This window comes from Pseudomonas sp. RIT-PI-r, from assembly GCF_001297015.1.
Lineage (GTDB): Bacteria > Pseudomonadota > Gammaproteobacteria > Pseudomonadales > Pseudomonadaceae > Aquipseudomonas.
On sequence record NZ_LIGE01000031.1, the window covers coordinates 1 to 20,849 of the forward strand.

Here is a 20,849-nt window from a genome sequence, read left to right on the forward strand (position 1 = left end):
CGACATGTACGCTGGTGTTGCCATGGGGTGCTCTCCTTGCGGAATAATTTAAGGTGCCCGGGAGGCGAAATCGCCCGGTGGGTGGCTGACTGTTATCAAGGAGCGTGCCAACAAATGCGCCGCCCTTACGGGCCGGGGTGATGGCGGTTTTTTGCTGGCGGACTGGCGAAAAAAACGGAGAGACCAAGGCGAAAGTGCGCAAGAAGTTGCGCAGTACTGCGCAACTTCTTGCGCACTTGGCTGCAGGCCAGGATAGGCCTGGCCTGCAGCGGATTTAAGGGCGAAATATTACGAGCATGTGCGCAACTTCTTGCGCAGTATGGCAATAGGCCGCGCCGGGCATTTGGAGGCGTCAAACTTTTCGCGCCCAGCTTGCGAACATCACATCACCGACGTACACGCCTGAAGAGGCTGAACGTTCCTGATCCAGACGCTCTTGCAACGTTTCAATTCCGACCTCTTCCGCGCTGGCGACGCCTAGTGCGAGGATTCGCGGCAAGCACGCTCGAACAATGGCGCCAAGGCTGTAGGGGCTATCAGGGGTTTGTATCAGGCATTCAGCGCGCACGCTTTCTACGGTCAAGCCTGCCTGAGTGAAAATACGGTGTAGATTGAAACCGATGTGTAAATCCGCGCCTTCGCGAGCAATCATTTCCTGTATCCAGAACTGCGCTCTTTTATGCAACGGGAAAGGGTCCACGCTTGCAGGCGCCATCGTCGTATCGTGTTCTTGAAAGACCATGACGCCGCCGGGACGCAAGCGGTTCGACAGCGCTCGGATCGTCGCCACAGCATCCCTTTGATACATCAGGACGCGCCTCCCGACGATGGCATCAAAAGTACCAAGCGAATCCTGCAGTTCCAGAAGCTCGCACTGGATGAACGTTAGTGAAGGGTAACCATGTGCGGCGCTATGCTGGCGTGCGATGGCAATGGCATGGGCGTCATGATCAACGCCGACGACCTCTCCATTCCCTCCCGCCAGATCACACAACAAAACAGAAACATCACCCGAGCCGCAACCCACGTCCAGGATTCGCATCCCTTTTCCGATGCCCGCGTCGATCAGCAAACGCGTGGTGAAGTCGAGTCGGTTGATCGACATTGCTAAGCCTCTCTGAATGTTCTGAAAAGTCTATGGTATGCACTTTGGCCAACACGCCGCTTGAGATCGATAGCACCCGTCGCGAACGGCGGCTCTCGACCTCAAGGATCAGGCAGCACCCAGCATTGCTTCATCCTTCGCCACCGCACGGTTAAAGGCGTCGCGGCTCGTTAACTTCTCGGCGTAAGCGAGGAACGCAGCTCTGGGTGGCAAGGTTTGCAAGCCTAGTCCCCAGCCGATGTGGGAGCCAACATAAACATCCGCAGCGGTGAAGTGTTCACCGGCAATAAAGGGATGCGCCAGCACCGCGCGTTCGAGCTGATCCACGGTGCGCTCATAGCTTCCGTAGCCAAAGAAAAACTCCTGTTCCGGCTTCGGGTTGAAACCGGCGCGGTGGTTAGTCACCGCCTGTTCCAGAGGTCCCGCAGCAAAAAACAGCCAGCGGTAATAAGCGGCACGATCCACCGCCGCAGGAGCCAGCCCGGCCTCGGGAAATGCGTCGGCCAGATACGCACAGATGGCGGCAGTTTCTGTTATGGTTTGCCCGTTATGCACCAGCGCGGGGATCTTTCCCATCGGGTTCACGTCGCGAAAAAAACCGACGCGTGAATCATCAGCATCGGCCAGCGTCGGCGCGGCCAGCGCGGCACCACCCCAACGGTCAGTCTGACTGATCGACTGGTAATCCATAATCACCGTCTCATAGGTGCAGCCGATTTCTTCGAGCATCCAGCGCACCATGCGTCCGCGTGAATTGGGGTTGGTGTAGAAAGTCATTGTCATCGTGAGCTCCTTTTGGCTCGGTTTGTTGACGACAATGGTAAGAGCGAAGCTGCATCAGCCCGTGGGCGGTTTACGCCAGAATACTTGCGGAACGCGCCATTAGCGGCGCGTAGCATTACGCATTGCCGCCCTCCTGCGGTTCGGAGCTTAGAAATGTCGCACCTTCACACCAGCGCCGAACGGTGTAAATTGCCCAGGGTGTTCTGGCAGTCGATAGAGCAACTGGGCCTGGATCCCTCGTTGATTCAGCAGCACGCTCAACTGCCCCTTGATCTTCACCTTAACGAGTCTGCCTTTGTCAGCACCCATCAACTGTTTGCCGTCTGGAACGCCATCGAAGTGCTTTCGGCGGATCCTGGCTTCGCGATAAAGATGGTTCGCGACACACCTAGCGCGAAACACAAACTGGCGTTCCTCACTGCGTTATATGCGGCTGACTTTCGTGACGGCCTCGCTCGGTTGGCGCGCTTCCAGCGTCTATGTAGCCCCGACAAACTTTGCATCGACGAGCGCGAGGGCACTGTTTCACTCACGATTCAGTGGCCTTCCGGCACGGGGCCGGCGCCTTATCTTTCAGTCGAGGCGTGTTTTGCCTTGGCACTGGAACTCGGTCGACGAGGCACCGGCAAACACATTGAACCTCTGTCATTGAGCTTGAGAAGGCCCCAGCAAATGCTGGAAACGCACTCAAGTTATTTCGCCTGCCCCATTCTCTACGGCGCTGCCAGGGACGAATTGATCCTTCGCACCTCTGACATCGGTCTGGCTTTTCTTGAGCACAACCCGGAAGTGCTGCACATGATGACCCCCGGCCTCACCACCGCAATTCGCGCGATTGAAGCGCCAGTTGGCTTTTGTGAGCAGGCCATTGAAGTGCTGAAACGCGCACTGGCGGGCGGGCGGCCAAGTTTGCAATTCCTCGCCCGTGAACTCTTGCAGAGCGAGCGCACGTTGCAACGACGATTAGCGTGCGAGGGTACAACGTTCAGCGCTCTGCTCAACGAGGCCCGGCGCCAGGTGGGATTACTCCTGTTGGCTGATACCGGCCTTGAGCTGAAAGAGGTGGCGTATCTGCTTGGCTACGAGGACGTAAACTCTTTCCATCGGGCTTTTCGGCAGTGGGAAAAGATTTCGCCCGCTCAGTGGCGACGTTTCAATGCCTGAAGCATGGCGCTGGCCATAGGCGCAAAGGCATGACTGCTTATGGCCGAAGACCTCGCCGCGCCGGCTGAGTGTCCGGCGACTGCCTTCGTACTGGAATGATCAAGCGCTTCGCTAACAGCCCTCACAACAGTAGCCGATTCGAGGATCCCGATTACCATCCATCTGCGAATCTCTATCCCGGCACAGACGTTTTATAAAGGGGCCAGCGAAAGACCAAGGCTGCCAATACAACTGGAAGGAGTCGTCCATTGAGTGTCAGAAATGACTGGAAAACGCTCGGCGAACGAGCATCAGAAGATCTGTTCGCATGGGCGGCGTTTGTCGCGAAAACAGAGTTCCTGTGGCAAGACCCTGCCTCGGTCAAGGACGCCGATGCTTGGCAGCGTCTTTGGTTTGAACTGGAGATCATCAACGGGCTTGCGTTGGCGCAATGGGAAGATGAGGGAAAGCCAGATGACTGGTCACGCAGCTGGAGCAAAGACTATCGACAAGAAGCGGCCGCCCTGGCGACTGAACTGGTAGCAATGCTTGGCGATGCAGATTCATCTGCCACCTGACTGGCGGTGCCCGCGGTAAAGCGGGCACCGTTTCCTGTGTGGGAAAAGGGCTATACGCCTGCTTACCAGTTGTAACTCACTTTGGCGGTAATCTCGCGACCCGGATTGTAGAAGTTCGCTGTGCCGGAACCGACCACGTGCTGCTCATCCAGCAGGTTGCTGAGGTTCACCGCAAGGTCGGTGCCCTTGGCGATCTTGTAGTTGAACGCGGCGTCGAACAGCGTGGTGCCATCGCTTTTGCCAGAGTTGGCTGCATCGAAGTAGTAAGAGCCGACGTAGCGCGCACCCAAGCCAACGCTGACATCAGTGGCGGGCACGTCGTAATAACTCCAGAGCGAAGCGGAATGCTTGGGGGCCGTGGCGAACTCATTACCCTTCAAGGAGCTGCCGTCGTACAACGAGCCGCGCTGTACCTCGGACTCCATATAGGAATAACCACCGATCAGGCTGAGGTTCTGCGTCACCTGCGCCTTGGCTTCCAGGTCGAGGCCACGCGCCCGCGACTCGCCCACCGTCTGTTGCTCAATGATGCCGCTCGGCAGCACCACGGCGATGGTGACGTTTTCCTGGGTCAGGTCATAAACTGCTGCGGAGAACAGCGCGTCGATCGCCATAGGCGAATACTTCACGCCCACTTCGTACTGCCGGCCCGTCTGCGGTGTTACACCAACCTGCGGCGGCGAGACGGATTCCACCATGCTCACATAGGTGGACACCTCATCGTTGACGATATAGGTCAACGCACCTCGGTAGGAGGTTTCGGAGAAGGTGTCTTTCTCAGTGGATTCCAGGCCTTTGCTGGTCAGGTCCATCGAGTCGTTGCGCACGCCGCCGGTGACGATGAACCGCTCGTAGAACGACAGGTTCTGCTGGAGGAATACGGCCTTGGTGGTCGCGTCTCGCTTGTTCACGGCATACGGCGCGATTGAGCGTGAAACGCCGGTAAACACAGGGTTTGCAATATCAATGGAGGTAGTCGGAGCGTAGACCGAGCTTTCCTTGGTGGTCGAATCGAGGTACTCGACGCCCACCAGGCTGCTGCTGTCGATGTTCTCGAAGCGGGCATCGTATTGCAGCATCAGATTGCCGTTGAACTGGTCGGCTTCGGTGTCCGTTCCAAACTGATAGCGGTCAACGATGGTACCGACACGTGCGGCGCTGTCGCTGAGGTAAACGTAGCCAAAATCATCGGTCAACTTGCTGTAACGCAGATTGCTGCGCAGTACGAAGCCGTTGTCGAAGTCATGGGTGACGTTGCCGCTAAGGCTGGTGCGCTCGACATCGTGAAAGTTGTAGCTGGGCTCACCATAAAACTTGCTGCGGTCGTATTCCCTGTCCAGCGGATAGCCACCGCTGTTTGGCGAACTTTCGGTTTTCAGGTAGTCCAGAATCATCGTCGCCGACGTGTAATCCGTCGGTGCCCAGGTGAGCCCGCCCATAAACAACTGGTTGTCGTCCTGCGAGTGGTCGTATTCGCGGTCGCTGTTTTGGCCTTTGGCAGTAAAGCGCCCAGCCAGGGTTTTCTCGTCGTTCAGCGCATCCCCGACATCGATGCCTGTCTCGACATGGTCAAACGAACCGTAGGTCACATAGCCTTGGCCAAACTGCTCGAAGCGCGGCTGTTTGGTCACGAAATTCACCGAACCGCCCGGGTCCGCCGGTCCAAACAGCGTGGAGTTGGCGCCACGCAGAATTTCGATACGCTCGTAAGCGAATGGATCTTCGCGTACGCCGCGCATCGAACTCAGGGTCAAGCCGTCACGGTAAGTGGTGGCCTGAAAGCCACGGATCTGGAAGTAGTCGTTGCGGTCATCCGTACCATAGAAGTCAGTGATCACGCCGGGTGTGTATTGCAGCGCTTCTTCCGTGGTGCTGACGCTGCGCTGTTCCATTTCCTTGTTGGTCACAACCGACACCGATGCCGGTGTATTGAGAATGCTGGTGGCCACTTTGCCGCCAACCCAGAGTTCCTTGGCGACCACCGAGTTGGCGTCGTCGTCGGCACTGACCCTGACCTTGGCGTTGATGATGAGGGGCGCAAGGCGGTAGTCCTCGACGTCGGTTGCGTCGAGTTCCAGCGGGCCGGCAGGCTTTGGCTGAGGTGTCAGCAGGTAAGCGGTCGGGCCTTGCTGCTCGATCTGCAATTGGCTCCCCTGCAGCAACGATGACAGCGCTGCCGACGTATCGAGCGAGCCATTCACGCCAGCGGTGGTGCGGTTCGCAACACTCGACGCATCGAAGGAAAGACTGATGCCAGCCTCACGCGCAAAGCGATCAAGCGCCGGCGCCAGTGGGCCGGCAGCGATGTTCCACTGCTTGACTTGATTGCTGTGGTCAGCGCTCGTCGTTTGCCCCAGCGATGGCAATGCGTAGCTGCTGACGATCAAACCCAACATCGCACCTTGCAAGGCACGATTTAATGGATGGCGCTGTGAAACCGGGGACGAACTCATTTTCTCGCTCCAAGAAAGGACATCGGCAGACTGGCCTGTATTCCGGCCTTCCTAAGAGGTCGAACGAGAATGCGAAACCACCTCATTATTTTTCAGGTGGTTTTGATGGGCTTAGGTAGCAGCGGTCACAGTCACCCAGTAACGGGTTCGGTAATCGATGTGCAAGCGCAGTGATTGCGCGATCAATGCCAGGACCTGATCGTTGTCGGCGAGTTGGAAGGTGCCGGAAACGCGACGATCCGCGACCTCTTCGGCGCAGCGCAATACCCCGGGACGATAACGCGACAACTCGACGATGAAATCATCGAGACGCATATTGCGCGCACTGATCACTCCGTCCCCCCAGCTCCACAGATCGAGGCCGTTGTCGCTGAACGTTCGGGCGCCACTCGATGTGAACAGCAGCTGATTGCCTGCCTGGACGCTGCGGCTCGCAGGCGTTTGACTGAAGCCGGGGAAAACCGTGACTGACCCTTCCTGAGCCGCGACCAGCGTGCCATCGTCACGTTCGCGTGCCAGAAAGCGCGCACTCTGAGCGCGCATGATCCCGTCACGTGATTGCACCCAGAGCGGTCGCGCTTGAGGCGAGTGTTGATCGGCGCCGACATTCACGATGATTTCACCCCGTCGCAGGATGATCAGGCGTCGCTGGGCGTCGAAATCGCTGTCGACGGCGCTATCGCTATTGAGCTGGATAAGGCTGCCATCATCGAGTTGGAAGCGTCGTTGCTCGCCGGTGCTGCTGCGTTGTTGTGCAAGCATGGCGGGAACGGGTGTGTAGTCGCGACCGAGCCAGGCTGCCGTGCCAACAGTCGCCAATAGGCCCAGTAGCTTCAGGCTTTCGCGCCGGCGCATTCCCTGATGGGTGCCATTGAGAGTTTGTCGCGCCAGTTGGGCGGGTACGCCGGCAAATTCATCCCCAAGGGTTTCCACACGCTTCCACGCCAACACATGCTCTGGGCGCTGCTGCAGCCAGTGCTCAAAAGAGTGCTGTGTTTGTTCATCGGCCTGATTGAAGCGAAGGCGCACCAGCCATTGGATCGCCTGCTCAACGATGGCCGGATCCAGCGCCTGCGGCTCAGGCCTCGACATAACGCAAGCGATAGCAGTGTTGCAGGGCCGTGGCCAGGTCGCGCTCAATCGTCGCGCGGGAAACACCGAGCTTTTCGGCTATTTGCGCGCACGTCAGACCGTCGAGTCGGGCGAATAAAAACGCCTGACGAACCCTTGGTTTAAGCAAACTGAGCATGCGGTCTATGCGCTCGAGCGCATCAAGAATCAGCAGCCGGCTTTCTTCCGAGGGAACCTCGTGTTGAGGCAGCAACGTGACGCTTTCCAGATAGGCACGTTCGAGTTCGCGACGACGATACTGATCAATCATCAGTCCGCGGGCGATGCTGCTCAAATAGGCGCGCGGCTCGCGCAAGGGGCTGGACTGACGGGATTTGAGCAGACGTACAAAGGTGTCCTGCGCCAAATCTGCTGCGTTATCGCGACATCCAATGCGTCGGATCAGCCAGCCGTGTAGCCACGAGTGGTGGGTGCGATAGAGCAGCCCTAGATCTGCAGTACCTAGCGTTTCGTCGCTGCGCATCGGAATCCCGGAAAGTACACAATTGATAATTAATCGCATTCTACTCACGGGACGGGCCGTAGGCAAATACGTGGCGCTCAGCGTTCGGATTTGGGCGAATGGGGTCATTCTGAAGGGGGGCGAGTGGAAGGATGCGTCCAGCGATTGGAAGATTTGAACCCTGGCGATTAGCGTGAACGTAAAGGTTTCAGGAGGGATGCGGACCCGTGTAGTGGGGCAGCAGGGGCGGGCGGTGGAGTCTTGGTCCGAGCCGCCGGCATTGAGCATGGTAACTCTACGATGCAGATTTTCTACTCGGGTGATTTGCCTAACCCACTGCGCAGAATGCTCCCACGCCAGAAACGACAAAGCCCTGAATAATCAGGGCTTTGTCGGTACATAAGATGGCGGAGGCGATGGGATTCGAACTCATGGACCTGTTACAGTCGACGGTTTTCAAGACCGATATTCAAAGCCAATGAAACTGGGGCCTGTAGCCGATTTTCGTTACGATACGTTTATTTTTCGACACCTCTACAGCCCGCATTCTACAAGGGTCGAAGTTTGAGTTTTGTAACGGTTTTCGGGCTATTTCGATGGCTTGGCAATGGCGCCAATTCGTCGATACACGCGCTCGGTAATATCCCCTTTAGTGTGGCCCAAGAGTAGGCTCGCATCACCGACGTCGAGGATTTCCGACGCGGCTTTCGGCCTGATGTCTCTGAACTGGAAGCCTCCTATTTTCTCCGCCAGCTGAACATCGCCTTTTTCTTCCGCTTCCTTCTTTGCCCTTTCTCTGGCGTCGTCCCATCGATCGCGGAGCATCTTGGCCGTCATCCGTTTGCCGCGTGCGCTCACTATCAAATAGCTGCAAATGTGCTGAGCATTGCGCTCGGCCATTTTCCCGATCAGGAGGCCCAAACTGTTTGGCTCATCACCGTCAGTGATTTGGATTCGCAGCTTTTTGTGCGTCTTGTTCTGCTGCACTCCCAAGTAATTTCCCTCGACATCGTCTTTCCTCATGACCAGGACATCTGCCGGTCGTTGCCCGGTTAGATAGGCCAAGTCCATCGCGTCTTTCAGCTCTTGAGCTGCCTTCATGTAAACAGCATCCCAAACCACATCATTTGCGTAATAGTCCCTAGGTGTTTCCTTGTTTTTGCGCACGCCTTGGCAGGGGTTTTCTTTGGTTGTCAGCCCCCATTCTCGAGCAATATTGAAAACGTGGGAGAGAGTAGCAATCTCGCGATTCGCCCGAACTTTGGCGGTTCGCGCGTCGCGGTAGCCTGCGATAGTTGCAGGGGTGATTGAGTCGATAGGAGCGCTGTCGAACATCGGGCGAAGCTGCTTGATCTCCGCCAGATTGTCCTTCTGCGTCCGCGCCGCTTTCTTCGATACGATGTCGCGTATATATCGGTCGAAGATGCCCTTCATGGTTCGTAGATCGAGCGGTTTTTCCTTAGCCTCAAGCTCTGCCCATTTGGCTCTTGCCTGGTCTAGGTCTTTGCCCAGCGGGATGGCTTTACCGGAGAGATCCAGATAGTAGTAGGAGATCCAGACCTTGCCGCTTTTACGCGTCCTGGTCCATTGATACATCCGGGGAGGCAAATTTCGAGTTTCGGCCTTGCGGGGTCGCATATCAGTTCACTCGCGAAAAATCAGGCGTCCATACCGGTGCATCCGGCGGTGGGTTAGGGGCGGCAATGGTGGGGCCGATCATGCCCAGCTTCATGCGGGCGTACATGCGACCTACAAGGGGACGTTTGCCTCGGCTTTCGACGAAGACCCACTGGCGATCAAGAAGCCATCGGCGCTGGTAGGCGCGGGCCTTGTAGCCGGTGAGCTCCGCCAACTCTTCGTCAGAGAGGATTTCGTTTTCCATTGGATGCTCCGTGCCGCGCGTGACGGCAGCAGGTGGTGATGGGTTATGACGGAGTGTTTGAGCCTTAGCCGCTAAACACCGTTGTGCTGGTATTGCCCTGTGTGGTCTGGTAGTTCAGTTTCGATTGAGTTGGGCGATCGCGTCCCCCGAAGCCCGCGAGAAAAACGGTGGTAGTGTCGAGACCTGTCGTGCCAGAGATCGGCGACTTCGCCGCTGCCAAGCGCTTCACCTTGAGCAGCGCAATCGGTTTGTTGTCTCTGTTCAAAGGCATACCTCTCAATGATAAAAAGTTAGACTGGTTGGAATTCATTAGGTGGAGTGTGCAATGGGGCGGGTGCTTGCGGTTTTGGGTATTGTTCTTACTTTCGGATATTTGATTTTTATCTGGTGGTTAGTGGGAGAACGCATTAGTTCCCTTCAAACTATGGATCTTAACGAGGTTGGTGATTTTCTAGCCGGTGCATTTGGCCCCTTGGCTATACTTTGGTTGGTGTTAGGGTTCTTTCAGCAGGGAGCGGAACTCAGACAGAGTACTGAAGCACTTAAACTGCAGGCTGAAGAATTAAAAGAGTCTGTTTTACAGCAAGCTGAACTTGCGAAAGCCACAAATCAGTCATTAAGAAATTATGAGCTTTCCCTAGAGCCAGTATTTAATTTCTACTTTGGGGGCGTTGAAGAGGAGTTTTTTGAGGGTGATTTATATATTAATAACAATTTTGTGCTCCACAACTCTGGAGCTCGCTGTGAGCATGTCTATGTTTGTGTTATGAGAAAGGATGGTACAGAGATAGGAGCTGATAGATATCCACTCACAGAAGCAGGAGGGCGCTACCCATTAAGGATTGTGGACGTTCTGAGTGAGAACGATAGTCATGAGGTGAGAGTAGCCTACGTAAAAGCAAGCGGATTATCTGGAACTCAAATATTCGATTTCGAAAAAGTCCGGACTCACGATGATGAAGATGGTTGGTATGTGAATATTGCCAAAAGGATTTTGCCAGTGTGAAATCTTTCGTTTAGTGTGCTTCAGATGTAAGGGTTGTAATCGATATTTGTTTAGTGTTGAAGTTTGTTGTGCGGGATCTTGGAGGGTTTTAGTGTTGTTTAAATACAGCTCGGTAAATAAATACTCGCTAGCGAATCTGGAAAATCATCAAATTTTCTTGAATCATCACTCTTTCTTTAACGATCCGTTTGAGTGCAGATGTTCAATACTGACAGGATTCCCCAGCCTTGAAGATACGTCCGGCCGGTTTGCCGATATTCTTCGAGCATGGGGGTTTGAAAAAACGGATGATAAGGATGCCCTAGAAAACTATGAAGAATACATTTCCAGTCTAGATGGTGCTGAGCCAGATATCGAACATTACATCGAGAGCGCACGAATCACTTGTTTCAGTAAAAGATCTGATAATGTTCTCATGTGGGGTCATTATGCTGACGGTCTTCGAGGGTTCTGTATTGAATATGATGCGGATTTGATAGTCGATGCTCAAGAAAATACTAATATTTACCAAGTGCTGTATGCAGAATTGCCTTCAGTGGTCGATGCTTCTGTTATGGCGGTCTTGCATGATCAGTGGTATTTCAATAATGAAGCTTTTAGTGAGGTGGAGGCATTGGCAAAACGTTTGAGTCAAGATCGAGTTTATGAGCTGTCTTTGTATGAGAATGGAATAAAAAGTTCTCATTTTCAAATTCAAGAGTTATACCAAAAAATGCTTGCCACAAAACCTCTAGCTTGGAGTTATGAGGAGGAGTTACGTTTGATTGAATGCGCCCCGCGAGAGGACTGCTCGGGAATTACTATGTTTTATCCTAGATCCGCGGTTAAATCAGTGGTTCTCGGCGAGAGGATTACGAAAGACCATGAGCAAGCTCTTGTTAGCATAGTTTCTAAAAATTTTCCTACTGCCAAAATAAAGAAAGCTATTAGGGTTAACGGCAGCTTTGACGTCCACATTGTCGACTATATTTGATCTCTTGGCTCAGGCAATAATGTTGAATGCTGTTGCTGCCACTCGCGGAACTTGTCCATTGCCAAGGGCTTTAATTCGGTCCACCCGATGGGCCACCCCATCAGCCACTCGACCCATTCCGGGTTCAGTTGGCCACCGTCGGAAGCCATCACCGCGTGATCGAGCCGGTCGTTCGATCGGTCTGCTCCGGACTTGCGGATCAGCGCCGCCGGCGACGATCCTTTCGCCATGCTTGCCACAGGCGTCGGCCAGGTGTGAACTGCATCCCTCAACCGAATGTGGTGGCCGCCCGCTTTCCGTTTGTGGCCACTCTGTGATCCGCCGCTGCATTCCGTCGAAGTCGACGTGGTCCATAGTCGAACTGCCGAGACGAGACTCGGTGATCGTCGGTTGCGTTCCGAGGGACAATCCCCGCGCCGGCTGTCTCCCGCCAACGGCGTTGGCAACAAGCCAGATCCTGTCCCGCTGATGGGGCGCTCCGCAGTCGGATGCTGAAACAATGCACCACTGCGCGTCATACCCCATTTCGGCAAGGTCACTGAGGACCAGTGCAAGTCCTCTTCCCACAAGCAGAGGTGAGTTTTCCAAGTAGACGAGCTCAGGTCGTACCTCGCCAATGATTCGCGCCATTTCACGCCAGAGCCCGGAGCGGGCGCCGTCGATACCGGCGCCAGTCCCGGCAGCTGAAATGTCTTGACACGGGAATCCGCCAGAAACCACGTCAACAAGGCCTCGCCATGGTCTTCCGTCAAAACTGCACACGTCAGACCAAATCGGGAAAGTTGGGAGGGCTCGATCGTTTTGTCGTTGCGCCAGAACTTGTGCTGAGTAGGCTTCACGCTCAACGGCGCAGACGGTGCGCCAGCCGAGGAGGTGGCCTCCGAGTATTCCGCCACCAGAGCCTGCGAAAAGAGCCAGCTCATTCATTGATCCTCCGTACACCAGTAGGACTCGCCAGCTGGCATGATTCGTATAAGTGGGTGTGCGTGTCGAGCAGCATTCTTCAGTGCTCGAGTGCTCGGCTTTCGTTGCAGCTTCAATCCCGCCACAGGCACGGCCGTACGTGATCTATCATGTAAAGGCCACTGGCTGGTATGCTTCGGGTTGGGTGATTGGAAACTTTTTATGAGTTAAGTTATGGCTAATTGGATTGAAGATAATGCAGCTAAAAGTATCATTGGGTATACCTTTGTGATTTCGGCAGCAGTGTGGGGTGTTTCAAGCTTTATACTTGACGGAAATAAAGTCAGTGCCTATATGGCTGTTGCGGAACAATATAAGACTAAGGTTTCGGTTCTTGAGGGTGAAGTGTCAAATTTGAAGTCTGAGAACGAGCGGTATCGGTCATGGCTCTTGCAAGACCCCAAATCTTTTCCGACCTTGGAATCAAAAATACGAAATCTTGAAGTTGCGTTGGTTGAAGCGAATAAACGCCCAGCTGTCGAGATTGAAGATAAGCCTCCTGCTCCTCAGCTTTACGAGTTTTCCAGAAGCTTCTACAAAGGCGAATCGTTTGTTGATCCAAAAACAAAGGCTGTCATTGGTGTTTCCGATGTTACAAAGGAATATACCGCTGATGCTGTTTTAGTTTTGCCTGGCGGCGAGAAAAAATTTCTAAAAGGCGTGAGACCAGGCACTACTTGGGAGTTTAGTAAGGGTGATAAGAAATACAATTTAACCTTGGAAACGGTTAATTGGCTGACTAACGAGTTGAAGGCCTCTGTTTCCGAGGTGTCGGATTGATCGATAACCACTTGACTAAGAGGGCGCTGGCGGGCAGCGCGGAGGATCAGGCGTCCGCAGCGCGCTCCAGCTGATCGACTAGCTGAGTCGGCACACTCTTAATCATCAAGGTGCCAGCCTCGATCTTGTGGATGACGCTGTGGAGAACAGGCATTCCGGTTGCCTCCGGTAGGCGCCGCCCTCCGTGACCGGTGGTGGCAATTTGGTTTGGGGTGGGGTATTGCGGGTGACCGGCATGGAGCCGGAAGGAGCAGGCTTTGAGTGGGAACGAAAGAAGTCTAATCGCGCTCGCGGCTTTTCGAGAAAGCAGTGACAAGTTTGACCATCTTGTCTTCGCCTTGATATTTGCAACCATAGGATTTCTTGTTCAAACAATCCCGTTCGGTAGGATAGGGTTGAACGTAGAAACCATGTACCTATACGCACTTATGCTGTTTGGCTGCGCAGGAGTCTGTGCGTTCAAGCGCGCGGAGTGGGCTATACAGACACATGCAAAAAATCACGCAATGCTCGACGCCCTCGAAAAACAAAAGGAGGCTGACTACCTCGGCAACCGCATAGCTTTAGACAAATGCCAGCTGAAGACCTATCGGTATTACAGAGCTAGAAACATCTTCATTTTCACGGGGCTTGTCTGCTTTATCATCACGAAAGTATTTGAGCAGTACCTGAAGTGATTAGCGCCCGTCGCGTTCGATCCGGAGGGCTTCGCGATCGAATGCGAGTTTCAATTTCCGCGACACGTTTTCGGGAATCACATATTCGTGTCGCGGGGGAGTGAGCAAGGGAAGGGCACCGCCCGGGCCAAGGCCGTGCAAGTGGTGAATCATCAGAGTGATCGCCTCGCCCTGTTCCTCGGTGCCGCTCCAAGCCATCAGATCAGCAAGGGCTTGGCGCGTGCCGGCCATTGCGTGGAATCTGATTTCCTCTTCGCCGCGCTCCTTCCTCTTCGCCGCGGCTTTCGCTGAGCGATCTGCATTGCTCTTGGCCATGGCCTACCTCTTCAATTCCGCTGGCCGGCTCGTCACCAGGTGGTGTATCTATGACTCACCTCACACTGGCAGGAGGCCGACATGAGGTTGCAGAGCGATTTTGATGCGCTAGCGGCGATCGAAAAGGATGCTAAAGCGATGCTGAAACGGATAGGGCTGCCGGACGACGCGGTGAAGCTGGAGGTGGTCGTGTTTCTTCGGGACGTGATCGACTTGGCTAGCTACATGGAGTCGACGCATCGGCTCGTTGAGCCGCCGAGCTTTGTCTGAGCTGGAGTATTGCCGATCATTGCGGTATTTGTGTTCGGCCCGGCATGGAGCCGGTTCTAGGAGGCGTTATGGGCTGTGTTTTTTACGTGAACTTGGCTTCGCTTTTCTTTGGGTTACTGTCGGCGATATTTTGGGTTGTCTCGGCTATCGTAAAAGCACCTCCACCGCCTGGATATGAAGGGGTAAAGAATGCTGATACCTGGAAGGCTACTATCGTTGATGGGGGAGAGCTGTACGGTACGTTGAGGCTGCAATCCAAGTGGAACAGCAGAGCTGCATTTGCTGCGGCGGCAACCGTACTGCTTCAGATTGTAGCCAACATGCTGAGCATCTGAACGCCCTCAGGCGCGCCGGACTTTGAAGTGGAGCATTGCCCTGATGCTGTGCCAGTAATCCTGAAGCCGCTCGTAGGCCTTGTATTTGGCCTGGCTTCGGTTCGCTGCCCACACCCTGTCATGATCCGCGCGGGCTTCCCGGCTCCAGTGCAGATCATCCCAGTCATGCTTGAACGGCAGGACCAGCCACTCTTTCAGCGGAAGTGTCTCGGCCATTTCGCCGTATTGCATTTCGTGCGTGGGGTGGTAGTTGACGATGCGCTTCTTCGGGTCTTCGTCTAGCACCACGCCGATGTAGTGGCCGCGATCGGCCAGGATCACACCGGTCTTTCCGTAGGCGATGACGCGACGGCCAATTTCGGCTCGCACCTGATGGTGCTGCGGCACGTATTCGCAGTTGTGGCTCATGATTATCTCCAAACAGTTGAGGCCCTCCGTAATCGGATACGGCATGGTGGCAAAAGGATATTGTTTGTTGTACCTTGCTCCGATTAAGAATCAAGGAGTGCGGTGTGATGTGGGATTACCTGCGAAGTGATATCTGGAAACTAGCTAAAGCACTAATTATTATTTTTGTTGTGGCGTTGGTGTCTTGGAAGTTGGTAGTTTCAGCAAATTTTGTTAGCGTTGACTTTGCTACTCTTTTGTCCGTGCTGTTAGCGTTTTTTTCAGTTGGGTTGTCAGTGGCGTTTTATTTTAAAGCTACAGATACAAGCAATGCGTTTTACGATAATACCTATAAGTTTACTCAGGATATCGCTGGTTTGTTGGTGAAGATTGAAAGTGGTTTTGGCGAAAAGTTGAAAAGCATTGATGAAAATTATGGTCGTATGCGTGGTTATTTCGAAAGCGGTACGACGGCTACCTCTAATGGTTTAAAAGCTGATCTTCAGCAGGAAAAGCAAGAGTTTGAGAGGGTTTTAAAAGAACGCGAAGATCTGATTAAGGATCTTCTAGAGAGAGCGAATATTCAGGATGAAGAGCGCGAAAAGTTTCGTCATGTTTTATCTGAAAAAGATGAGGCGTTAAAAAAGCTGAATAATGAAGTTTCAAAACTATCGAAGAAAGTCACTCTTGATAGAATGATGCGATCTTCAGAGCGAAAGGGTGAGTTGTCTCGAGTTGAGGAGTTTGTAGAATCTATAATTGTCCCTGAGTTTTATAAAAACACGCGGATGGTAAGCGCGGACGGGGTAAAAACTAAATTCAGCAAACTCGCTGGTACGTACCCAGCTCTCTTTTTGGCTGATATGGAAGAACTAGGTTTTTATCAGGATGACGAATTGACCGATGAGGGTGTGAGTTTTATCCGTGAAATAAAGTCTAGAATGGTAAAGAACCGTGATCTTACATGGTGAAAGCTCGCTTAACTGGGATTGGGTTGTGGTACGCCGATCAATGCACACCTTCCGCCGGGCGATTGGCCTGTTTCTCGAATGCGATCGCCACGTTCAGCGCTACCTGATAGTTGAAGCGGAAGGCCTTGGTCTTTCCGGTGACCAGGTCAACGATGTGGTAGGCATTGCCGACCGTCCTTACCTGAAAGCGCACTTTCTTATCCGGCGCCGCTAGACCTGTAAGTCGGGCGAACTTTCCTCGGGCTGCGTGGGAGCGAACAAACAAGGCGTTGAGAACGTCCCGGCGCTGCTGCATCAGTGGGTGCATTTCGACCTGAGCAATTTCTGTTGCGTGCTTCATGGTTGATTACCTATCGGTTGTCATCCCAAGCAGCCCTCGCGAGAAGGCTGCTCAGTGATGCTTTCCGTTTCTTGCTGCACATCTATGCCGGAGTCCTCTCTCTACCCGCTGCCGCTACTGGCGTCACATCGGGTGGCTGTGCAACTTTGCGTGCTCTCATGAGAGAGCCCGGCCAGTCCCAGAGCTGGCATGGGGATCGAAATTTGTGTTTCGCGCTGTGCCCGTTGCCGGGGATCGATCCGCGAAGATTCCTGAGTTTTAAAGAACGGCGCGGCTTTCGCTGCTGGACCGTTGCTGCGCTGGCCTAATTGAAAATTAGCAACTGCTAAATATTTAAGCAATAGCAAATGCTAAATTATTTTCGCGCGTTCGCAAAAAAACCCGCACAATGGCGGGCTAAATTGTTAGTAACATCATGATTTTAAGCTGCTTTCTGTTCCATTTTGGAAATCGTGCCTGCACCTTCCGAAACCGTGGAAACAGTCAGCAGGTCGAAGTCTTTGCTATTGGCCATGTCCTGCAAAAGCAAAATCTTTTCCCTAAATGCTTTTTGATTAGTTTCCTTGAAGTGGTCTACCTGGAGCTCAGTTGGGGTGACCAATAGTAGTGAGGCTTTGTGATCATGAGCGATGAGGCCGTCATGATTTTTTATCTGCTCCAACCTAGATATTCTCGAGCTAGCCGCATCAAAAAGCTGACTTAGACGGTACCCTGGTTGCAGCCCACAGATGTTCACGGCAAACCTGGTCGAGAAATAGTCGCAGGGTAATGAAATACTGGAACCTAAAATTGAAACCTCTACGGATCTACCGAAATTCGATGAAAGGAGAGGGTTGAATTTTTTCATGGCCACTTGAAATCTACGCCAGTAAGCAGAGCGCTCGTGACCTTCACGAGCATCTTCATCCGCATGTAGATCGCTTAGGCTTGAAGTCAGGCTTATCCCTTGAAGGATGATGTCCTCGAGATCATCACCTAAAGCACGTCGCTTTTTTCCGAGAGATACGCCGTGCATCCCAGAACTGAATTCCCCGTGAAATCCGGCTTGTGCAAATCCCAGCGCTCGTTTCAGCGCCATCTCCATCATCGCCTTCATTCCGGCTGCGGATTCGCCATAAAGACACTGCAAAGCCTTTTCAGATATCGCGAGTTGTCCGTCAGCATATGTTCCGTCGGAGGCAACGACGCCGATAGTTAGCCGTTCGCCAGATTGGACAATCGGCTCCATATAAATCGCAGCCCAATCAGCTTCATACGTAGGTAGGTCCGGAAAACCTGAAAAATCCATGGCTTGCTCTTTCATCCTGCGAAGTCCAGTGCGCCTTGTTTTAGGCCTAAGCCGCCGCTAATTAGCAGAGGCATATGATGGACCCGGGACTGCAAGAATTCCACAACCGACTGCACATGCCCAGGAGAAACCTGGCACGGGCCGGGGAGACTTCGTTGAGCATGGAAATGAAAGTCACAGTCGGCGAGGGGTAAGGATTTTTCATTGATCAGCTGGCTGCTGCGACGTCGCTCGAACTCATGAACGTCCTCAACAAGCTTTGTTAGAAGATGATTGCATATCGTCCGATGAGGAGTGGAGAGCGGATCTCCAAGAGCTTCTTCATGATCTATGAGCCAAAGCTTGCCGTCAGATCCAAGAAGCAGGTTCTTCAGATTTCGATCTGCGTTAGCAATGATCTCGTCAAAAACAATACTTGTTCTGATGTGAGCCCACTTATTCAAGATATGACTTACTTCGTCATGACGGACAATCCTGGATACAGGCCTGGCCCCGGTGTCGACGCTAGCTAGGCATATGACCTGCGTGGCGTTCACTCCCACATCACTACCTCTAGCGAGAACCACTGATGTATATGGGATGGGGAGGCCGAGATACTGGCCAAGTGATGCGCTTAGAACCTCCGCGAACATGAGCTTTGGCGGAAGGACTTTTACATATGCGTGATGCTGGTGTCCGCCCGGAAATCGGACTAGCCCGTAAAACAAGGGGTGCTGTCCACGAATTTCTTTGTCTTCAATGGGATCTCCGTTCAAATACATACCTAGAACGGGATCAATTAGACCGCTTTTTTTTACTTTCATTTGTAGGTTTACTGTCCGTAGTCCGATTTTTGCTCATTCCGTGTTCGAGCATTCTGAGAAGGTCGTCAGTGTTTCCACCGTTCTCATCAGTGGTAAGCGCGGAGGCAGCTAAGCCTCTTAGCTTTTCTGGCACCTCAGTAGCTTTCGGCTTGAGTTCAGTATTCTTCTTGATGAAATGGATAGCTAGGCGTCGTAGCTCTTCTGTATCCGACGCGGTTAAGGTCCCGTCAGCAATAGCAGCAGAAATCAGCTTCACAACCAAAGACGCAGGCTTCGATGATCCTGCTACAGATTTCTCAACAGCAACTGCACCATTCTGTTTTCGAATCTGGACTTCTAGCTCTTCTCCAGATGGTTCTGGGGCAGGATGTACCAGTTGATCTCTATGCACGCCGATTTTGTCTGCCATGGTGGCAGCAGCTTTTTCGCCCATGCCCCGGTGCCCATTGAGTATCTGAGAGAGATACGAGGGGTCTAGATCATGCTCATTTGCAAAGTCTTTGAGCTGACTTTGGCCGATCAGGCGGCGTAAGGCGCGTACGCGCAATGCTTTGATATCCATTTCCCAATAATCCCTTTCTGTTAGCAAACAGTAAATTACGGATTGCTATTGATTGGCGCATTAGCAAACGCTAATCTGTGGGCTGACATGAGGAGGTGCATATGAACCTGCACGAATTTCTAAAGCCACTTGAGAATGAGGCACTTCTAGCGTTCGCAATGGCCTGCGTCACGAGCCCCGGACAGTTGAAGCAGGTTGCATATGGCAATCGCCGGCCGAGCGCTTCGCTTGCAATCAATATTGAGCGCGAAAGCCAAGGTCAGGTCACCTGCGAAGAACTGCGTCCAGATATTGACTGGGCATACGTGAGGGGGACGAAGCAGCAATGTGAAAAAGCCGCTTGAAAGCCCTGTCCGCCGATCCGTTGTGCAAATGATCGCCCCTAAATCAGCGGGGCACCACGTAAAGAATTTCGAGGTGTTACATGCAGGAATTGATGAGAGCGATTTACGACGTCGTCGACGACCACGGCACAAGAAAAATTGCTGAGGGCGCGAGCTTCTCATCGAGAACTCTGCTGTCGCAGAAGGCGAACCCTGATTACGGCACCCACAAGATGAATGTGGAAGAGCTGGATCGCATTCTGATGTTCACCAAGGACTTTCGCCCGTTGCACGCATGGGCCGAGAAGTACGGTTTCGCTCTCACGAAGAAGGTGCAACCCGCCGCCATCGATGTTCATCAGGCGCTAGGGCGTGCAGCTTTTGAATTCGCCGAGGTCACCGTAGAAACCCACGCCGCGATGGCAGATGGTCGCGTTGATCAAGTGGAGCGCGCCCGGATATTGAAAGAGATCGCTCATGCGGAAGATGCGCTGTCTTTGCTCAAAGCATCGGTGAAGGTGGCCTGAGATGAGATTACTGTCCGCCATCTCTATCGCCGGCTATGCCCGCCTTTTACGCGTTCGTTCCGCTGACGAAGTCAGGAATGGCCGCCCTGCAGCAACGTTTGAATTAGCGGAATTGCTTTCGGCGCATTCTCCATGCCTAGGTCCACTAGCTTCGTTATCAGCTGTTTTGTGGTCTCGCCGGGAGCTTCTCGCAGGGCTTTCAGAATGCCGCTCTTCTGTTCATCAGGAATACCCGACGACTGAATCTTCGTCTCAATCAGTTGACGGAGAGTGTCTTCATGGAGCTTAACGGTCACTACGGCAAGTGCGGCGCTAACGCCTCCATCGTCCTCGAGGAAGTCCATGCCTCTTGCAGTGATGCGAGCTTGAACCAGAGTGACATGCCCGCTGAGCGTGAATGCTATGCCGCTTTCAACAAGGCCTTGCTCTTCCAGGTACATCAGGTTGTCCAGGCAGTCAGCCTGGTTGTATCCATCCAGGTGATACGCCGATTGGCTTCTGCGCGGATAGAAATCACGCAGTTCTTCGAGTAGAGCCCGCTGCAGCTCCCTATTCAATTTCATATGTTCGGCCTCCGAGGCCTTTTCGTGTGGAAGCAGAAAGCTATCACGGATGCGCCGGACACCCATAACGCCTGAATCGCAGGCAAAAAAAAGCCGGTGGCTAGACCGGCTTCTTCAAACAACAAACTTGAGGGCCATTATGAACACGAACGTCATCCCCGGCAATACCCCCATTCCTGCGACACGTTTTGGTCAATCGCAAAAAGTGTCGCGACACACGTCATCTCTTTTTGCCGAATTGAATATCGG

26 protein-coding genes are annotated in these 20,849 nt (G+C 53.4%); 10 read left to right on the top strand and 16 right to left on the bottom strand.

What is annotated here, in order from left to right; all coding sequences use genetic code 11:
* Positions 1-352: 352 nt before the first annotated feature.
* The gene (locus AK821_RS18350; RefSeq protein ID WP_064390962.1) at positions 353-1,105 is read right to left on the bottom strand and encodes a class I SAM-dependent methyltransferase; all 753 of its coding nucleotides are present in this window, start codon (positions 1,103-1,105) and stop codon (positions 353-355) included.
* A 108-nt stretch (positions 1,106-1,213) separates the two neighbouring features.
* Entirely contained in the window at positions 1,214-1,888 is a 675-nt protein-coding gene (locus AK821_RS18355) for a glutathione S-transferase family protein (protein WP_064390963.1), read from the bottom strand.
* 153 nt (positions 1,889-2,041) lie between these two features.
* Here AK821_RS18355 and AK821_RS18360 point away from each other — a divergent pair, with 153 nt between their 5' ends.
* Positions 2,042-3,052, top strand: a complete 1,011-nt coding sequence (locus AK821_RS18360; RefSeq protein ID WP_064390964.1) for an AraC family transcriptional regulator — start codon at positions 2,042-2,044, stop codon at positions 3,050-3,052.
* 248 nt (positions 3,053-3,300) lie between these two features.
* Positions 3,301-3,609 (top strand): hypothetical protein, encoded by a 309-nt coding sequence (locus tag AK821_RS18365; protein ID WP_064390965.1) that lies wholly within the window; start codon positions 3,301-3,303, stop codon positions 3,607-3,609.
* A gap of 62 nt (positions 3,610-3,671) precedes the next feature.
* On the opposite strand, the gene AK821_RS18370 is transcribed toward AK821_RS18365, so the two are convergent.
* The 6 genes from AK821_RS18370 to AK821_RS18395 form a co-directional block, all read right to left on the bottom strand.
* Positions 3,672-6,062, bottom strand: coding sequence for a TonB-dependent siderophore receptor (locus AK821_RS18370; protein WP_064390966.1), 2,391 nt, complete (start codon positions 6,060-6,062; stop codon positions 3,672-3,674).
* Positions 6,063-6,173: 111 nt separating this feature from the next.
* Positions 6,174-7,154: a FecR domain-containing protein gene (locus tag AK821_RS18375; protein ID WP_064390967.1), complete on the bottom strand. Its 981-nt coding sequence runs from the start codon at positions 7,152-7,154 to the stop codon at positions 6,174-6,176.
* Positions 7,141-7,656, bottom strand: coding sequence for a sigma-70 family RNA polymerase sigma factor (locus tag AK821_RS18380; protein ID WP_064390968.1), 516 nt, complete (start codon positions 7,654-7,656; stop codon positions 7,141-7,143). Before AK821_RS18380 ends, AK821_RS18375 begins: the two co-directional genes overlap by 14 nt.
* A gap of 567 nt (positions 7,657-8,223) precedes the next feature.
* On the bottom strand, positions 8,224-9,273 hold the full coding sequence (locus AK821_RS18385) for a tyrosine-type recombinase/integrase (RefSeq protein ID WP_064390969.1): 1,050 nt from the start codon (positions 9,271-9,273) through the stop codon (positions 8,224-8,226).
* Between the two features lies 1 nt (position 9,274).
* Entirely contained in the window at positions 9,275-9,517 is a 243-nt protein-coding gene (locus tag AK821_RS18390; protein WP_064390970.1) for a DUF4224 domain-containing protein, read from the bottom strand.
* A 64-nt stretch (positions 9,518-9,581) separates the two neighbouring features.
* Positions 9,582-9,782 (bottom strand): hypothetical protein, encoded by a 201-nt coding sequence (locus AK821_RS18395; RefSeq protein ID WP_152974178.1) that lies wholly within the window; start codon positions 9,780-9,782, stop codon positions 9,582-9,584.
* A gap of 60 nt (positions 9,783-9,842) precedes the next feature.
* On the opposite strand from AK821_RS18395, the gene AK821_RS18400 reads away from it, so the two are divergent.
* Entirely contained in the window at positions 9,843-10,523 is a 681-nt protein-coding gene (locus AK821_RS18400) for a hypothetical protein (protein ID WP_064390972.1), read from the top strand.
* A gap of 91 nt (positions 10,524-10,614) precedes the next feature.
* The gene (locus tag AK821_RS18405; protein ID WP_064390973.1) at positions 10,615-11,496 is read left to right on the top strand and encodes a DUF2971 domain-containing protein; all 882 of its coding nucleotides are present in this window, start codon (positions 10,615-10,617) and stop codon (positions 11,494-11,496) included.
* 9 nt (positions 11,497-11,505) lie between these two features.
* Here the strand turns inward: AK821_RS18405 and AK821_RS18410 are convergent, their stop codons facing one another.
* Entirely contained in the window at positions 11,506-12,423 is a 918-nt protein-coding gene (locus AK821_RS18410) for a DNA cytosine methyltransferase (RefSeq protein WP_082355462.1), read from the bottom strand.
* Positions 12,424-12,633: 210 nt separating this feature from the next.
* Here AK821_RS18410 and AK821_RS18415 point away from each other — a divergent pair, with 210 nt between their 5' ends.
* Both AK821_RS18415 and AK821_RS18420 read left to right on the top strand, forming a co-directional pair.
* Positions 12,634-13,239: a hypothetical protein gene (locus tag AK821_RS18415; RefSeq protein ID WP_064390975.1), complete on the top strand. Its 606-nt coding sequence runs from the start codon at positions 12,634-12,636 to the stop codon at positions 13,237-13,239.
* A 257-nt stretch (positions 13,240-13,496) separates the two neighbouring features.
* Entirely contained in the window at positions 13,497-13,916 is a 420-nt protein-coding gene (locus AK821_RS18420) for a hypothetical protein (RefSeq protein ID WP_064390976.1), read from the top strand.
* Here AK821_RS18420 and AK821_RS18425 read toward each other — a convergent pair whose 3' ends face one another.
* Positions 13,917-14,231, bottom strand: a complete 315-nt coding sequence (locus AK821_RS18425; RefSeq protein WP_064390977.1) for a hypothetical protein — start codon at positions 14,229-14,231, stop codon at positions 13,917-13,919. It abuts the gene before it with no gap.
* An 81-nt stretch (positions 14,232-14,312) separates the two neighbouring features.
* On the opposite strand from AK821_RS18425, the gene AK821_RS18430 reads away from it, so the two are divergent.
* On the top strand, positions 14,313-14,501 hold the full coding sequence (locus AK821_RS18430; protein ID WP_064390978.1) for a hypothetical protein: 189 nt from the start codon (positions 14,313-14,315) through the stop codon (positions 14,499-14,501).
* 341 nt (positions 14,502-14,842) lie between these two features.
* Here AK821_RS18430 and AK821_RS18440 read toward each other — a convergent pair whose 3' ends face one another.
* Positions 14,843-15,244 (bottom strand): hypothetical protein, encoded by a 402-nt coding sequence (locus AK821_RS18440; RefSeq protein ID WP_064390980.1) that lies wholly within the window; start codon positions 15,242-15,244, stop codon positions 14,843-14,845.
* A gap of 107 nt (positions 15,245-15,351) precedes the next feature.
* On the opposite strand from AK821_RS18440, the gene AK821_RS18445 reads away from it, so the two are divergent.
* On the top strand, positions 15,352-16,194 hold the full coding sequence (locus tag AK821_RS18445; RefSeq protein WP_064390981.1) for a hypothetical protein: 843 nt from the start codon (positions 15,352-15,354) through the stop codon (positions 16,192-16,194).
* 37 nt (positions 16,195-16,231) lie between these two features.
* On the opposite strand, the gene AK821_RS18450 is transcribed toward AK821_RS18445, so the two are convergent.
* From AK821_RS18450 to AK821_RS18465, 4 genes are all read right to left on the bottom strand, one after another.
* Positions 16,232-16,534 (bottom strand): hypothetical protein, encoded by a 303-nt coding sequence (locus tag AK821_RS18450; protein WP_236708323.1) that lies wholly within the window; start codon positions 16,532-16,534, stop codon positions 16,232-16,234.
* 421 nt (positions 16,535-16,955) lie between these two features.
* Positions 16,956-17,837 carry a hypothetical protein gene (locus AK821_RS18455; protein WP_064390982.1) on the bottom strand — a complete coding sequence of 294 codons (882 nt, stop codon included), beginning with the start codon at positions 17,835-17,837 and terminating at the stop codon, positions 16,956-16,958.
* Positions 17,834-18,625: a HipA family kinase gene (locus AK821_RS18460; protein WP_152974179.1), complete on the bottom strand. Its 792-nt coding sequence runs from the start codon at positions 18,623-18,625 to the stop codon at positions 17,834-17,836. Before AK821_RS18460 ends, AK821_RS18455 begins: the two co-directional genes overlap by 4 nt.
* Positions 18,597-19,187 carry a helix-turn-helix domain-containing protein gene (locus tag AK821_RS18465; RefSeq protein WP_064390984.1) on the bottom strand — a complete coding sequence of 197 codons (591 nt, stop codon included), beginning with the start codon at positions 19,185-19,187 and terminating at the stop codon, positions 18,597-18,599. The genes AK821_RS18460 and AK821_RS18465 overlap by 29 nt, the downstream gene beginning before the upstream one ends.
* 101 nt (positions 19,188-19,288) lie before the next feature.
* On the opposite strand from AK821_RS18465, the gene AK821_RS18470 reads away from it, so the two are divergent.
* Together AK821_RS18470 and AK821_RS18475 are read left to right on the top strand one after the other, a co-directional pair.
* Positions 19,289-19,531 carry a transcriptional regulator gene (locus tag AK821_RS18470; protein ID WP_064390985.1) on the top strand — a complete coding sequence of 81 codons (243 nt, stop codon included), beginning with the start codon at positions 19,289-19,291 and terminating at the stop codon, positions 19,529-19,531.
* A gap of 80 nt (positions 19,532-19,611) precedes the next feature.
* Positions 19,612-20,037 carry a phage regulatory CII family protein gene (locus AK821_RS18475; RefSeq protein WP_064390986.1) on the top strand — a complete coding sequence of 142 codons (426 nt, stop codon included), beginning with the start codon at positions 19,612-19,614 and terminating at the stop codon, positions 20,035-20,037.
* A 71-nt stretch (positions 20,038-20,108) separates the two neighbouring features.
* Here AK821_RS18475 and AK821_RS18480 read toward each other — a convergent pair whose 3' ends face one another.
* A complete protein-coding gene (locus tag AK821_RS18480) occupies positions 20,109-20,600 on the bottom strand; it encodes a DUF2513 domain-containing protein (protein WP_064390987.1) in 492 nt (163 codons plus the stop codon).
* Positions 20,601-20,849: the final 249 nt, after the last annotated feature.